Origin of the sequence: Candidatus Borrelia fainii, assembly GCF_027925085.1 — a bacterium.
Taxonomy (GTDB): domain Bacteria; phylum Spirochaetota; class Spirochaetia; order Borreliales; family Borreliaceae; genus Borrelia; species Borrelia turicatae.
Window position 1 is genome coordinate 162877 of the sequence record NZ_AP027070.1, and the last position, 14697, is coordinate 177573.

Genomic DNA, 14697 nt, shown 5'->3' on the forward strand with positions numbered 1-14697 from the left:
ATATTTATATTATCAAATTAAGGAGATGTTTGAAAATGAAAAATATTAAACCTTTAGCTGATAGAGTTTTAATAAAAATAAAAGAAGCCGAAAGTAAAACAATTTCAGGACTATATATACCAGAAAATGCAAAAGAAAAAACAAACATTGGAACAGTTATAGCTATTGGCTCTAACAAGGAAGACATTACTGTTAAAGTCGGAGATACAGTGCTTTATGAAAAGTACGCTGGAGCTGCTGTCAAAATTGAGGAAAAGGAACACTTAATTTTAAAAGCAAAAGAGATAATAGCTATTATAGAAGAATAAAATAAACAGAGAAACTAAACTTAAGCTTTAGTTTCTCTTACAAAGGCAAAACCTTAAAATGAGCGATTTATATCCTATTATCCTAGTCAAACAAATCAAATTCAGGTTGATATGTGACAATAACAATATTACTCCTAAAAGTAATGGCTTTTTTTAAAATTGAATTTTTATAAATGAGTAAACCACAAAGTGATTTATTCATTTGTTATTTTACTCATGAATAAATTAATATTTAAAGATAAAACTATATATTCAAGTAAATTTAAAGATATTTATTATAATCCACAATACGGACTTGAAGAGAGTATTTATGTATTTATCAAAGGATGTGAACTAGATACAGACTTAACAGATTTACAAAGTGCAACAATTGCAGAATTAGGATTTGGAACTGGTCTTAATCTCATAGCACTTTTAAAATATTTAAAAGAAAATAAACTCAAAACAAAAATTAATTATTACTCAATTGAAAAATTTCCACTGAAAAAAGAACAAATCAAAAAAGTATCACAATTTTTTAGCAAAGACATAAATTATTTTAAGACATTGCTTAAAAAATATCCTAATGCCCCAAAAAAGAACATAAAGTACAAAATAACAAACAATATTAATTTAAAAATCTTAGTTGGAGAAGCTAAAGAAAAGCTTAAAGAGCTACCAAAATACATAGATTACTGGTTTTTAGATGGGTTTAGTCCAATCAAAAATCCTAAAATGTGGAATAAAGAAATATTCACCATAATTGCAAAAAAGAGCAAAATTGGAGCAAAACTCTCAACATTTTCTGCAGCAAGAATTGTAAAAGATGGATTAAAACTCGCTAATTTTAATTACTCTAGAATAAAAGGATTTAACAATAAAAAACATATGATAAAAGCACAAAAAAAACAATAATAAGGCAAAATTTGAACTTTAAAAACACATCTTAATGATTACACACAAAAGCTGTTTCAATAAACGAAATACTAAAAATAATGACCGTAAATGTAATGTAATTACAAGTAACATCACAAATTAAAAATTGTCACTATTTTTTTAAATTACGAATATAATTGTTAATTTTCGCAATGAAAGAATCAAATTCTTCTAATTTTGATTTCTCAAGATCAATAATCTCTTCAGGAGCATTTGACAAGAAGTCTTGATTTTGAAGCTTTGCCAAAACTAAATTCTTAAGTCTCTCATATTTCTCTAGTTGTTTACCAAGCTTTACAAGCTCTTTATCAATATCTATTAGACTCTTAATATCTGCAAAACTCTCAAAATCAACATTAGGAACCCCTATCATATCAACATAATTCTCATTGTAAAAGATGCAATCAAAGTTAATCAGTTTCTTTGCAATATGCTCATGCTCCTTAAAATATCTCTCGTATTTAAAAGTATTACAAAATCGCAAAGCAACATTAATCTTAATATTAGGAACTATACTAAATTCACTCCTAAGAGTTCTCATTGATACAATAAATTTTTTCAATAAATTAAACCGATGATACTCTTCCTTAAAATCTCTTTGACTAACACACTCAGGATACTTTTTTAATGCTAATACATCTTGTAAAGACGTAAACTTAGAATAAATCTCTTCGGTAATAAAAGGTATAAAGGGATGCATAATGAGTAAAGATTCTTTCAAGAAAAACATCAGTTTAGAAATAGTTATATTTTGAAGATTAATATCATCACTATTTAAATTAATTTTACTAATTTCAATGTACCAATCACAAAAATCATTCCAAAAAAATTCATATACTGCTTTAGTAGCCTCATTATACTTATAATTTTTAAAAGCCCAATTTATAACGGCAACAGTTGAATTTAAACTCGTAAGTAACCATTTATCGATATCATCTAACTCAAAATTGTCTAATACTAGCCTACCTTCTAAATTTGATAAAATAAATTTAGACGCATTAAATACTTTATTTAAAAACTTAGCTCCAAACATAAAATCTTTAGTATCAATATTCAAATCTTGACCTTGCACAGATAAAAATGCAAGAGTAAAACGTAAAGCATCACTTCCATATTGATCGATAATTTCAAGAGGATCTATGCCATTACCTAAAGATTTTGACATTTTTTTACCCTTTTTATCTCTTAAAAGGGGTGTTATATATATATCTTTAAAAGGAACTTGTCCTGTAAACTCAAGTCCTGCCATTACCATTCTTGCTACCCAGAAAAATATTATGTCATAAGCGGTAACCAAAGTATTTGTGGGATAATAATTTTTAAAATCAAGAGTAACCTTTGGCCAGCCAAGAGAAGAAAATGGCCATAACCAAGAAGAAAACCAAGTATCAAGCACATCTGGATCTCTAAAGAAACTTCTACCCTTATACTCTTCACTTAAAGAAGGATCAAATTCACTAACAATAATCTCTCCTGTTTTAACATCATACCAGGCAGGAATTTTGTGTCCCCAAACCAACTGTCTAGATATACACCAATCTTTAATATTTAATAACCAATGTTTATATGTATTTTCCCACTTTTTAGGATAAAACCTAATCTCACCGTTTATTAAAACTTGTAAAGCAGCATCAGCTAATGGTTTCATTCGCACGAACCATTGATTTGATAAATAAGGCTCAATGATCTCTCCAGATCTATGACAATGTCCAACCTGATGTTTATGATTTTTAACATCTATTAAAAATCCTCTGTCTCTTAAATCTCTTTCTATCTTGTCTCTTGCAACATTAACACTTAAACCTTGATACTCAATTGGAACACTTTCATTAAGTTTTGCATCCTTAGTTAAAATATTTATTTTAGCAAGATCATGTCTTTTTGCAATTTCAAAGTCATTAGGATCATGGGCAGGTGTTATTTTTAAAGCACCACTACCAAATTCCATATCAACATAACTATCTGCTATTATTTTAACCTTTCTATTTGCAATAGGAATTGTAACGTCCCTACCAATCAAAGATTTATACCGATCATCATTAGGATTAACAGCAACAGCCATATCTCCAAACATTGTCTCAGGTCGAGTGGTTGCAACTTCAATAAAGTTACTATCATCTAATAAATACTTAATAAAATAAATCTTCCCAATAACCTCTCTGTACTCAACCTCTTCATCACTAACAACACTTCCAGACCCAGGATCAAGGTTGACAAGATATTCTCCCTTATAAATAAATCCCTTATTATATAAATCAATAAAAACCTTATTAACAGCTTGACAAAGCCCAGCATCAAGAGTAAATCTCTCTCTGGAATGATCATAGGAAGCCCCTAGCCTTTCTATTTGATTAACAATTATTTCTCTATGTTTATCCTTTAATTTAAAAATTTCTTCAACAAATTCTTCACGACTAAAATCATCCTTACTTTTTCCATCTTCTTTAAGCTGTTTTTCAAAAACCGCTTGAGTTGCAATTCCAGCATGATCTGTCCCAAAAAGCCAAAGAGTATCAGCTCCTTGCATTCTCTTGTAACGAACAAGAATATCTTGCAAAGTAAAATTAAGGGCATGGCCCATATGAAGAATGCCTGTAACATTTGGAGGAGGTGCTACTATACTAAATTTAGGCCCAATCCTATCATTAGGAATAAATACTCCATTATCTAGCCATTTTTTATAAATTCTATCTTCAAAAACCTTAGGATTATAATTTTTTGAAAGGTCATCACTCATTACTTAATGATTATCTCCTATAATGTCCATTCGACTTAGATTGTTAAAAAGCTCCTCATAATCACTTGAATTCATAATATTATGAAAATACTCGCTACATCTTTCATCTTCATTAAAATAAATTTTAAAGTACTTCTTAAGTTTATTAAAATCCTTAGTAAGACTCCAAGTAGAATGAAAATCTGTTATATGCAATTTTAATACATTTAATCTAAAATTTAAATTATTACTCAAAAAGTTAGGCAAGCCTTTTCCAAATAAATTTAAATTTCTAAAAATTCCACGACCAAACATTACCCCATCAATAGAATGTTTCTCCACAATCTGATAAGCTTGCTCTAAACTCAAAATATCTCCATTACCAATAATTAATGTAGAAGGATTGATTTGATCCCTCAGATTAACAAGTTTATCAAACACAGAAACATCTATAGGCCCTTCACTTTGATTAATAGCAAGCCTGGGATGCACGGTCAACATATCAATACCTAACTTAAGTAAAAATCCCAACCAATCTTCAACCTCAGAATAAAAAAAACCATGTCTTGTTTTAACACTAAGAGACAATCCAAATTTTAAACACGCCTCTTTACTTGCCATAATTATCTCACGAGCCAAAGATTTATTATTAATCAAAGCAGAACAAACTCCCTTTTTAACTATTTTCTTCTTAGGACAGCCCATATTAAGATCAATGCCCCAAAATCCCAAATTACTTAAGATTTCTATTGCTTTAAAAAATTCATCAGGATCATTGCCCCAAATTTGAGCAATCAAAGGTCGATTCAGTTCATCATTTTTTGTCAAAATATGTTGCATTGACTGCTTTGATTTATTTAAAAGCCCTTTTACAGAAATAAATTCGGTAAAATAAATATCAGGACCATACTTTCCATTGCCTACCAAATGAATCAAATTTCTAAAAACAGTATCTGTAACATCTTCCATTGGAGCCAAAATCATAATTGGACGACTCATATTGCTTAAAAAATTCATAAAATAAATATATAATAAGACAACACAATGGTAAAGAAGTGCACAAGATGAATTTTAAAGAAACTAATATACCTTGCAAAAGAATAAAAAAATTCTCAATATCAACTGCAGATGGATTTAAGAGTATATTAAAAATGATAACTTGGAGCAACATTTCAAGAAATGAGCTCAATTTATAGCAACTCAAAATTAAATAATTTCACAAATAATATTTATAAAAATATTTTTAAAGAATCAATAAAAAGGACGCTTACTAAAATTGAATTTAATTGAATATATATTCAAAAAAGCAGAGTTAAACATCAAAGGCTTTGTAAAAAGAAATACACAATTAAGGATGATCGAAAAAATAAGCAAAGCCCTTGAAAATGAAAATTTTTTAGTTATTGAAGCACCAACAGGGACTGGAAAAAGTTTTGCATACTTAATTGCTGCTATTGACTTCATTCAAAAAACACAAGAAAGAATAATAATCTCAACAGCATCTATTAACCTTCAGGAACAATTAATAAAAAAAGACATCGAATCTCTAGAAAAAATCATTCCTTTTAAAATGAAATTTGGAATAATTAAAGGAATGAAAAACTACCTTTGCATTCGCCGGCTTAAAGAATTTGAAAGGAACCTTTTAACATATACATTTAATAAAAAAAATTTACAATCACTAATCTACTGGTCACAAAATACACAAACAGGTGATAAAGATGAACTTAATTTTATTGATGAGCAAATCTGGGAAGAAGTATCGGCAAATCCTGAGACATGTTCAGGTATTAACTGTCCTGATGACAACAAATGTTTTTTTAAAAAGGCAAGAAAACAAATATTAGAATGTGATATTATTATAACCAATCACTATTTACTTCTAAATGATCTCTATATAAAAAATGAAATATTAACAGAAAAAAAAAGCTATGAAAATGGCTCTGAAAAAAATGATGATGAGATTAATTTAATATTGCCTAATACAAAAAACATAATAATTGATGAGGCTCATTATCTAGAAGAAGCTGCAAGAACATTATTTAACAGGAGTTTTTCAAAAATTGGAATAAAAAAAATTTTTACTAAAATAGATAAAATAATAAAAATACAAAACATAAATAATAAATACAAGAAAGATTTTGAAACTTCAACAATGCGATGCTTTGAAAATATTGAATATATAATACAAACACAAAAAGATTTTCCATCAATTTATAGAGTTACCAATGATACACATAAAACAGATTTTTATACAAAAATTAAAATACATTTACAAAATGTCATATATAACTTAGAAAATTACAAAACAACCATAACATCTTTAACACAAGAGATAAAAAATAAAACAGCAAAAATAGAACTAAAGAGACTAATTAAAAACATAGAACATAAAGAATCATTAATTAAAATTTTAATCTCTGAAAATCAATATGACAATCTTTGCTTTTGGATAGAAAAAAAAACAAATGTGCTTATATTTCAAATATCAGAGATTTATTTAGGCCCTGGTCTAAATAAAATTATGTATAAACGAGTAAAAAGGATAATTTTCATCTCAGCTACTCTAATGACAAATCAATCATTTTCATATTTTTTAAATCAAACAGGATTAAATTTAAGTGATCAAAACATCAAAATGGAAAAGTTACCATATTCTTTCCCTTACAGACAAAGATCAATACTCACTATTATATCAGATATTGAATACCCTAATAAAGAAGAAAAATTTTTAAATCAATCAACACAGTATATTAAAGAACTTGTAATGTTAAACAAAGGCGGTACCTTAATTCTTTTAACCTCACTTAAAAGCTTAGAATATATAGGAAAAAATATTAAAGACTTTTTATTTACAAATGATATAAACCTCTTCATACAAGGAAAATTGCCAAAACATGAACTAATAAATTCTTTTAAAGAATCGCAAAAAAAAAGCGTACTCATAGGAATAAAAAATTTTTGGGAAGGAATTGATATTAAAGGAGATAAATTAACAATGATAATAATTCCCAAACTGCCATTTCAAACTCCTTCTGATCCCATTTTAATGGCAAAAAACGAATTGGCTACAAAATCAAATAAAAATTTTTTCACGCAAGAAACACTGCCACAAGCAATAATGAAATTCAAACAAGGATTTGGAAGATTAATTAGAGATCCAAAGGACTATGGGATTATCGTATGCTTTGATAAAAGACTTGTTGAAAAAAATTACGGTACATTATTCCTACAATCCTTACCTAATATCAAAACTTATTACTCAAACTTTGAAAATATCAAACAAATAATAGACAAATTCTTTAAAAAGATAAATCAAAGTACTAATCCATAGAAATACTATCTCCTGGAATTTTAGTCTTTCTTACCAAAATATCCCTATATCCTGTAGATTTAATAAGTTCAACATTTTTATGAATATCATCAGCATAAGTAGGAATGAACACTGTAAAAAAAGGTCCATGAAAATTCACTAAAACATTAAGTCCAACTTTTTGAAGTATTCTATAAGCTCTTTGAGCATAATCTTTAGTCTTATAAGAACCAACTTGTATATAAAAATCTGGTTCTTTAGTCGAATCATCTAAAATCTTTTCTGCAAGTTCAAAGTGATCTTTATCTAAATCATCATTACCGTTTAATTTTGAACCCAAAACAACTGAATCATCTTTAGAAAAATTTTCAATATTAACAGTTTTTTTAGACTCCTGAGTCACAACTTTATTTTCATCCAATTGTTCCAATATCTCAATTTTTACAGGAGCAACACCTATTCCTAGAAAATCTAACTTTTCAGCAGCAGATTTTGACAAATCAATTATTCTATCTTTCCTAAAAGGACCCCTATCATTAATTCTTACAACAACTGTCCTATTATTAAGTAAATTAGTAACTCTTACAATAGTATTAAATGGAAGTTCCTTGTGAGCAGCCGTAAGAGCTGTCATATCAAATTTTTCACCATTGGCAGTAGATTTTCCATGAAAAGCCTCGCCATACCATGAAGCAAGTCCAACAGTAGCACTGTTTAATTGAGTAAAAGCAAAAAACAAAAATAAGAACCCAAATCTAATATCCATAAGATTAAATAAATTTACCATGACATGTATTGTATCATATTATATTATAAAGTTTAAGACTTATAACATAAAATCAACAAGTTAAGTTAACCTAAATTGTTTATTTGCAATTTTTTTGCTTTACTAAATAAGTAAGTAAAATTAATATAGGAAATGACATTAATGAAAACAGAGATCATAGAACAACTTGAAATAAAAAAAGCAGCAAAATTCATAAAAGCAGGAGAACTAGTAGTATTTCCTACAGAAACAGTATATGGCATTGGGGCTAATGCATACAATGACGAAGCAATACGAATGATCTTTCTAGTAAAGAAGCGTCCTATCACAAATCCTTTAATAGTACATGTTGAATCAATAGAAAAAATAAAAGAACTTGTAGAGTATATACCAAAAAGTGCACTGATTTTAATGCAAAAATTCACCCCGGGACCTCTAACATTTATACTAAAAAATGCGGGTAAAATATCTAACTTCATAAGCGGGGGACTTGACAGCATAGCAGTAAGAATACCATCAGAACCTGTAGCCCTCAAGTTAATAAAGATGAGCGGAGTTCCAATAGCAGCCCCATCAGCAAATTTATCAAGACGTCCCAGTGCCACTAATTTTGAAATGGCAATCAGGGAACTTGATGGTTTAGTTAAAGGAATTATCAAAAAAAATGAAGAATCAAAAATTGGTATAGAATCAACCGTTATAGGATTTGACTCTAAAGGAAATATATCAATACTAAGACCAGGTTCAATTACAAAAGAGATGATAGAAAAAGAACTTAAAGGAAAAGTTAAAGTAAAATACTCAGTAGGAAAAGAAATGCTATCCAAATCACCTGGGAACTTACTAGAACATTACAAACCACGCATACCTGTTTACCTGTTTAAGCAAAAAGATAATATAAGACAGTATGCATCAAGACAAGATACAAAAGTGCTCATAATGAAAGCTACTCTTAATTCATATTGGTTTAACAAATCTTGGAATATGAATAATATTTGTGTTTTTAACACATTAGAAGAATATGCAAAAAACATCTACAAAGTATTTGTAGAATCTGAAAAAACATACAAACAAATACTTGCTGAATTCGTAGATAACAGTCAACTTGGATACTCAATTAATAATAGACTTAAAAAGGCAAGTCTTAATAAATTTATTTCCTAAAAGGAATACAATATAAATTAAAATTCACTACTCAATAGTTCCAAATATTTAAGGGCAATAGGATCACTCGAATCATATTCAAGAACTATCTTAAAATACTCTCTAGCCTCTTTTCTGCGCCCCATTTTTAGATAAAGAATTCCAAGATTTGAAATAATTTTGATATTATCAGGTTCAAGTTTCAAAGCCTTAAGTAAATATTTAAGACCATCATCAAACTCAAGGAGTTCCATCAAACAAATTGCAAGCTCGTTCATAGCATCGACATTTTTAGAATCAAGAGATAATACCTTAAAAAAAGCGTCTTTTGCCTCAAAGTAAAAACCCTTTCTCCTATATCCCCATCCAAGCAAGAACCAAGCATTCCAAGAATCTTTATGATATTCCAAAAGTTTAACAAGTTTAGAAATAGCCTCATCTTCCTTCGATAAAATTATCAGATCATATATTCTCTCAAGATTTAAAGCTAAATTTTTATGAACTCTTATAGCATTTAAGACGTCACTTACCTTATTTTTCAATCTTAAATTATTAGAAATTTTTAAATAATGATTAAGCAACTCTTGAGCCCTGTCCAATTTGTATTGTTTAACAAAAAAAAAGCCAGCATTTGCAAACACATTTTCATTTGGACTTTCAAATTTTAAAAGTTTCTCATAAATCTCTAAAGCATTTTGATTACTAGTCATAGCACTCATGTTTTGATCAACCCTTAAGAAGTTTTCAGCCATTTTCTCATATAATAATGCCAAATTAAAAAGAAAAACTTCATTTTCATTATCAATACCTTTTAATGCCAAAAAAATCTCAAGCGCCAAATTATAATCTCCCTCATCAATCTTAGTAAGTCCAACATGAATAAGCGTATTGACAATATTAGGATTTAAAGCTAAGAGAAGCTTTTTATAATAAGAAAAATTCACATTACCTTGATCATAAGCCGAAATCTTAAGAATCGCAGACATAACAGCCTCAAAATTAAGTTCATCTTGAGAAAAATGCTTAACATCATCAACCTCAACGGGTAAAAGTACCTTAGGATCAAATATAAAATCTTTAATTTGACTTGTAAAATCTTCTGGAAGAGAAATATAAACAATATTTTTAAGCATAAATCCTCTAATTAAAATAATCATGAATTAACATAGTATAGTCAAGGGAAATCTTTTCCTCGCAGAATGCAATGCCTAAAGCTAAAACCTTCCCATTAGGAGTTTGAATAACACTCAAATTTTTTGCCTTGCCAACAATAGATACTTCCTTATCTGCAATATCAAAACTTAAAGTTAAATCAACATTACTTTCATCTATTCCCTCATAATCAAAATAAGATATTAAAAGTGCACCCCCATAAGATAAGTCTTTAATCAAGCATTTATGCTTAATACCCTTAACTTCAATAAAAGCTTTATCAGAACTAAGATTAAGTTTTCTAATCGAATCTTTATCAATAATAATACGCTCATGTATTCTTTGATTCTGTCCAAGCTTTAAATCAAGCAATTTGCCAATCTTAATTGCAATTTCTTCTGGCATAGGAGATAAAAACTCTAAAGTCAGCAAATTATACTCCTTCTCTTGAACAGAACAAGAAGATGTATTTACCAACTTCACAACTAAAGAGGGAATAAAAAAAGAATCATCTCCAACATTATCAAAACTTTTAAGCTGAATATTGCCTGAATTTCCATTTTGTGCAAAAACAGGTAAAACTTTATCTTCTTGCAAAAGAATCTTAATAGCATTCATAGAAATAGAATAAATTACACCATGGTTCACATAATTACCAACTTTAATTCCAACAAAATTTTTAATGTTAAGAAAACTGTTGATTTCAGTACTCATCTTAATTTCTTTACCTCTATATTTAGCTTCATAAGCTTTTATTTTCTTAGACAAAAACATAAACCTCTCCTTTAAAATCTAACAAACATGTTAAAATCGACATTCAGGAACTTTAAAGTAATAACATTCAAAAATTTTTAAGTTATGCATACACTTTAAAATAATTTTATCCCAAAATATCAGATACAACCAACAGTCAATAACTTATTCAACATATCTACGAAAATCACATTAACACCCCAAATAAAATCAAAATGTAAAATCAATTGTATAAACAAAAATACAAAAAAAAAAGCCTTAACAAAAGAGAAGCCCTTACTTGAACTTAACTTAAATCCATATTATCATTGCTTCTCAATTTGCATTACAAAATCCACACAGCATATATAAAAAGGAATTATAATAATAATTTCACATTAATAACAATTCATAAAAATATGTTAATTTTAACATATTTATAGTATAATTATGTTAGAAGGGTATAATTTGAAAAATCTTAACTTCAGTAAAAAAGCTAAATTACTCATCTATTTAACATATTTTACTATTAGTTTCTCTATTATCTTACTATCAATTGCAATAGTTGAGACTGTAAACATCCAAAGAGACAAAAATTTTGGGGATATAAACCCTGCTATACCTTCAAAGCTTTTTGATACAAATGGCAGAATAATAACACAATTTATATCCGATGAGAATAGAGAATTACTCTCTTTAAGAGAAATACCTAATAACTTAATAAGTACGCTTTTAATACGCGAAGATCTTAATTTTTTCTTTCACAGAGGCTTCTCACTTATGGGAATTTTCAGAGCTGCTTTTAATATTGCTATTGGAAGATACTTTTCAGGGGGAAGTACTTTAACACAACAATTGGCAAAACTCCTTTACACCAATCAAGCAAGACGATCAATCTTAAGAAAGCTAAATGAAATTTGGTGGGCCATACAACTTGAAAAGAAACTATCAAAATATGAAATACTTGAAAAATATTTAAACAAAGTGTATTTTGGAAACGGAAATTACGGAGTAGTAGCAGCCTCAAAATTTTTTTTCAACAAAAGCGTCAAAGATATTAACACTGCAGAAGCGGTTTTAATGATTATACAACTACCAAACGCAAAACTCTATTCACCATTTTACAATCCAGAATTCGCTAAAAAAATACAAAAGGCAGTATTAAATCAAGTAGTATCTAATGGAATTATAAGTACTGAACTAGCTGAAAGAGAGTTTAATGAATACTGGGAAAATTACGATTGGACTCGTATGGCAGACACATCAGCTATCTCTGATAAAGAAGATCATGCACCTTATTTCTCAGAATACATAAGGCAAAGAATAATTAAACATCTTCCATCCGGAGCAAACATATACAAAGACGGGTACTCAATATACACAACACTTGATCTTGATGCACAAAAGTATGCAGATGAAATTACACAAGAAATGATCATAAAAACAAGAAAGATGTATAATTCTACTAAATCATCTGAGACGCTGATAATTAACTCAGAAATAGTTCCCATAATTGATACAATATCTGATCTGTTTGGAATAAGAAGCACTAGAGTAAATGGAAAACAATACAAAAAACTAAGAACAAGAAAATTTTATGAAGACAATATTGATTTAATTGCAAGTTTCTCAGCAATACTAGGCATTGATAAAATAGACAAAGCAACAAGAGAATACACAATAAACAATAAAACAAATCCAAATTTCATTATACAACCAGAAGGCGCATTCATAGCACTAGACACCACAACAGGAGCAATAAAAGCAATGGTTGGAGGAAGCGGATATAGAAAGGGAAGCGAATTTAATAGAGCAACCCAAGCCAAAATACAACCTGGAAGTGCATTTAAAGCCTTATACTTTTCAGCAGCTATTGATCTTAAAAAAATCACAGCTGCAACGATGTTTTCAGACTCTCCAGTAGCATTTTTTAATCAAGAAGGAGAAGTTTATGCACCTGAGAACTACGGAGGAAAATGGAGAGGCAATGTATTAACACGTAAAGTACTAGCTTTATCACTAAATATTCCCTCTCTTAGAATACTCGATACATTAGGATTTGAAAACGCAATTAAATATTCTGCTAAATTATTAGGAATAAAAGATCAAAATGAAATAAACAAAACATTTCCTAAAGTATATCCTCTTGCACTGGGTATCATATCAACATCTCCAATACAAATGGCAAGAGCATTTGCAATTTTGGGAAATAATGGCAAAGAAGTGGAACCATATGGAATTAAATATATTGAAGATAGGAATGGAAAAGTAATAGCAAATGTAGAATCCGAAACGCTAACAGCAATTAAAAACAAAGGGGCTAATGCACAAATAGTATCTCCTCAAACTGCCTATATTATGACAGACATGATGAAATCAACAATTCAATATGGAACCTTAGCAAATCAAAAACATACAAATCTTAAAGACTTTAAATCTGATATTGCGGGAAAATCAGGAACTACTCAAAACTGGGCTGATGGATGGGCAATAGGATATTCACCCTATATAACAACGGCTTTATGGGTTGGTTTTGATAAAAAGGGATATTCATTAGGAATTGCTGGAACAGGCACAGGACTTGCTGGTCCTAGTTGGGGAAAATTTATGGCAGAATACCATAAAAATTTACCTAAGAAAGTTTTCGTAAGACCTAAAGGCATAATTAATGTACAAGTACAATCAGAAACAGGACTATTACCAGAAGGAGTACCTAACGAAACAACAATAAATGAAATATTCATTGCAGGGACTCAGCCATTTGAAAAGTCAAAATACTATGAAAATAAATCTGAATTTTTAAATAAAATGGAATTTAATGTTTATGGAATCGATAAAATCGATGACAATAATGAGTTAAACATCGAGGTTAATGAATTTGAATACCTTATAGATGATTTCCATCCATTAAATAAAATAGAAAACAAAACAGAAGTTGAAAATGATATCAATGAAACTAACAATAATAATTTGGATAATAGTTTAGAAAATGAACATAATCAAGAGAACGTGAATTATGACATACCAGATATAAACTTAGATAATAATATCAAAAACACAAGGATAGACGATAATGATGACAATATTAACATAGATGATACTAATATAGACAAAAAAGACAAAGAAAAAGATACAGAAATTAAAGCAAATTCTCTCATTGATGAAAATGAACAAATTGACGAAAATGGGCACAAAGATGTAAATGGAGAAAATATTCAATTGGATTAATAAAAATGTTAATAGATTTAGAACAAATAAAAATAAAAAAACGAATCAGACAAAATATAGGAGACACCTCAACTCTTAAAGAAAGCATCAAAAAACATGGTTTAATCTATCCAATAATAATAGATAAAAACAAAAATCTAGTAGCAGGTTTTAGAAGATATCAAGTATTAAAAGAACTTGGATATAAAGAAATCGATGTCAAGGTAATCCCCACAGAAGATAAAAAAATTTTACTTAAAATTGAACTTGATGAGAATAATGTCAGAAAATCATTTACAAAAAGTGAATCAGAAACAGGAGAAGAACAATTAAAATATTATTCAGAAAAAAACATAATAATCAGGTTTTTTAAATTTATAATACTTAAAATAAAAAAAATATTAAAAAGAAAAAAACAAAACAAAACTTAAATACATAAGAACTA

Annotated in this window: 11 protein-coding genes; 6 read left to right on the forward strand and 5 right to left on the reverse strand. The window is 28.6% G+C overall.

Going from position 1 to position 14697, the window contains the following annotated elements; genetic code table 11:
- The first annotated feature begins 35 nt into the window (after positions 1-35).
- Complete coding sequence (groES, locus tag QMG63_RS00675; protein WP_247065955.1) at positions 36-308, forward strand: co-chaperone GroES; 273 nt, start codon at positions 36-38, stop codon at positions 306-308.
- A 216-nt stretch (positions 309-524) separates the two neighbouring features.
- Positions 525-1202 (forward strand): tRNA (5-methylaminomethyl-2-thiouridine)(34)-methyltransferase MnmC2, encoded by a 678-nt coding sequence (mnmC2, locus tag QMG63_RS00680; protein ID WP_281860831.1) that lies wholly within the window; start codon positions 525-527, stop codon positions 1200-1202.
- Between the two features lie 133 nt (positions 1203-1335).
- Here mnmC2 and valS read toward each other — a convergent pair whose 3' ends face one another.
- Both valS and QMG63_RS00690 read right to left on the reverse strand, forming a co-directional pair.
- The gene (valS, locus tag QMG63_RS00685) at positions 1336-3960 is read right to left on the reverse strand and encodes a valine--tRNA ligase (RefSeq protein ID WP_281860833.1); all 2625 of its coding nucleotides are present in this window, start codon (positions 3958-3960) and stop codon (positions 1336-1338) included.
- A 3-nt stretch (positions 3961-3963) separates the two neighbouring features.
- On the reverse strand, positions 3964-4956 hold the full coding sequence (locus QMG63_RS00690) for a tRNA dihydrouridine synthase (RefSeq protein ID WP_281860835.1): 993 nt from the start codon (positions 4954-4956) through the stop codon (positions 3964-3966).
- 259 nt (positions 4957-5215) lie between these two features.
- Between QMG63_RS00690 and QMG63_RS00695 the strand changes: the two genes are divergently transcribed.
- Positions 5216-7273 carry an ATP-dependent DNA helicase gene (locus QMG63_RS00695; RefSeq protein ID WP_281860837.1) on the forward strand — a complete coding sequence of 686 codons (2058 nt, stop codon included), beginning with the start codon at positions 5216-5218 and terminating at the stop codon, positions 7271-7273.
- Here the strand turns inward: QMG63_RS00695 and QMG63_RS00700 are convergent.
- Entirely contained in the window at positions 7263-8018 is a 756-nt protein-coding gene (locus tag QMG63_RS00700) for a septal ring lytic transglycosylase RlpA family protein (RefSeq protein WP_281860839.1), read from the reverse strand. The two genes, QMG63_RS00695 and QMG63_RS00700, sit on opposite strands and share 11 nt — an antisense overlap.
- A gap of 162 nt (positions 8019-8180) precedes the next feature.
- Here QMG63_RS00700 and QMG63_RS00705 point away from each other — a divergent pair, with 162 nt between their 5' ends.
- Entirely contained in the window at positions 8181-9182 is a 1002-nt protein-coding gene (locus tag QMG63_RS00705) for an L-threonylcarbamoyladenylate synthase (protein ID WP_281860841.1), read from the forward strand.
- A 17-nt stretch (positions 9183-9199) separates the two neighbouring features.
- On the opposite strand, the gene QMG63_RS00710 is transcribed toward QMG63_RS00705, so the two are convergent.
- Complete coding sequence (locus QMG63_RS00710) at positions 9200-10294, reverse strand: tetratricopeptide repeat protein (protein ID WP_281860843.1); 1095 nt, start codon at positions 10292-10294, stop codon at positions 9200-9202.
- Between the two features lie 7 nt (positions 10295-10301).
- Positions 10302-11087: a c-di-GMP-binding receptor PlzA gene (gene plzA, locus QMG63_RS00715; RefSeq protein WP_281860846.1), complete on the reverse strand. Its 786-nt coding sequence runs from the start codon at positions 11085-11087 to the stop codon at positions 10302-10304.
- A gap of 408 nt (positions 11088-11495) precedes the next feature.
- Here plzA and QMG63_RS00720 point away from each other — a divergent pair, with 408 nt between their 5' ends.
- Both QMG63_RS00720 and QMG63_RS00725 read left to right on the forward strand, forming a co-directional pair.
- Positions 11496-14273: a penicillin-binding protein 1A gene (locus tag QMG63_RS00720; RefSeq protein ID WP_281860847.1), complete on the forward strand. Its 2778-nt coding sequence runs from the start codon at positions 11496-11498 to the stop codon at positions 14271-14273.
- A 5-nt stretch (positions 14274-14278) separates the two neighbouring features.
- Complete coding sequence (locus QMG63_RS00725; protein ID WP_281860849.1) at positions 14279-14683, forward strand: ParB N-terminal domain-containing protein; 405 nt, start codon at positions 14279-14281, stop codon at positions 14681-14683.
- Positions 14684-14697: the final 14 nt, after the last annotated feature.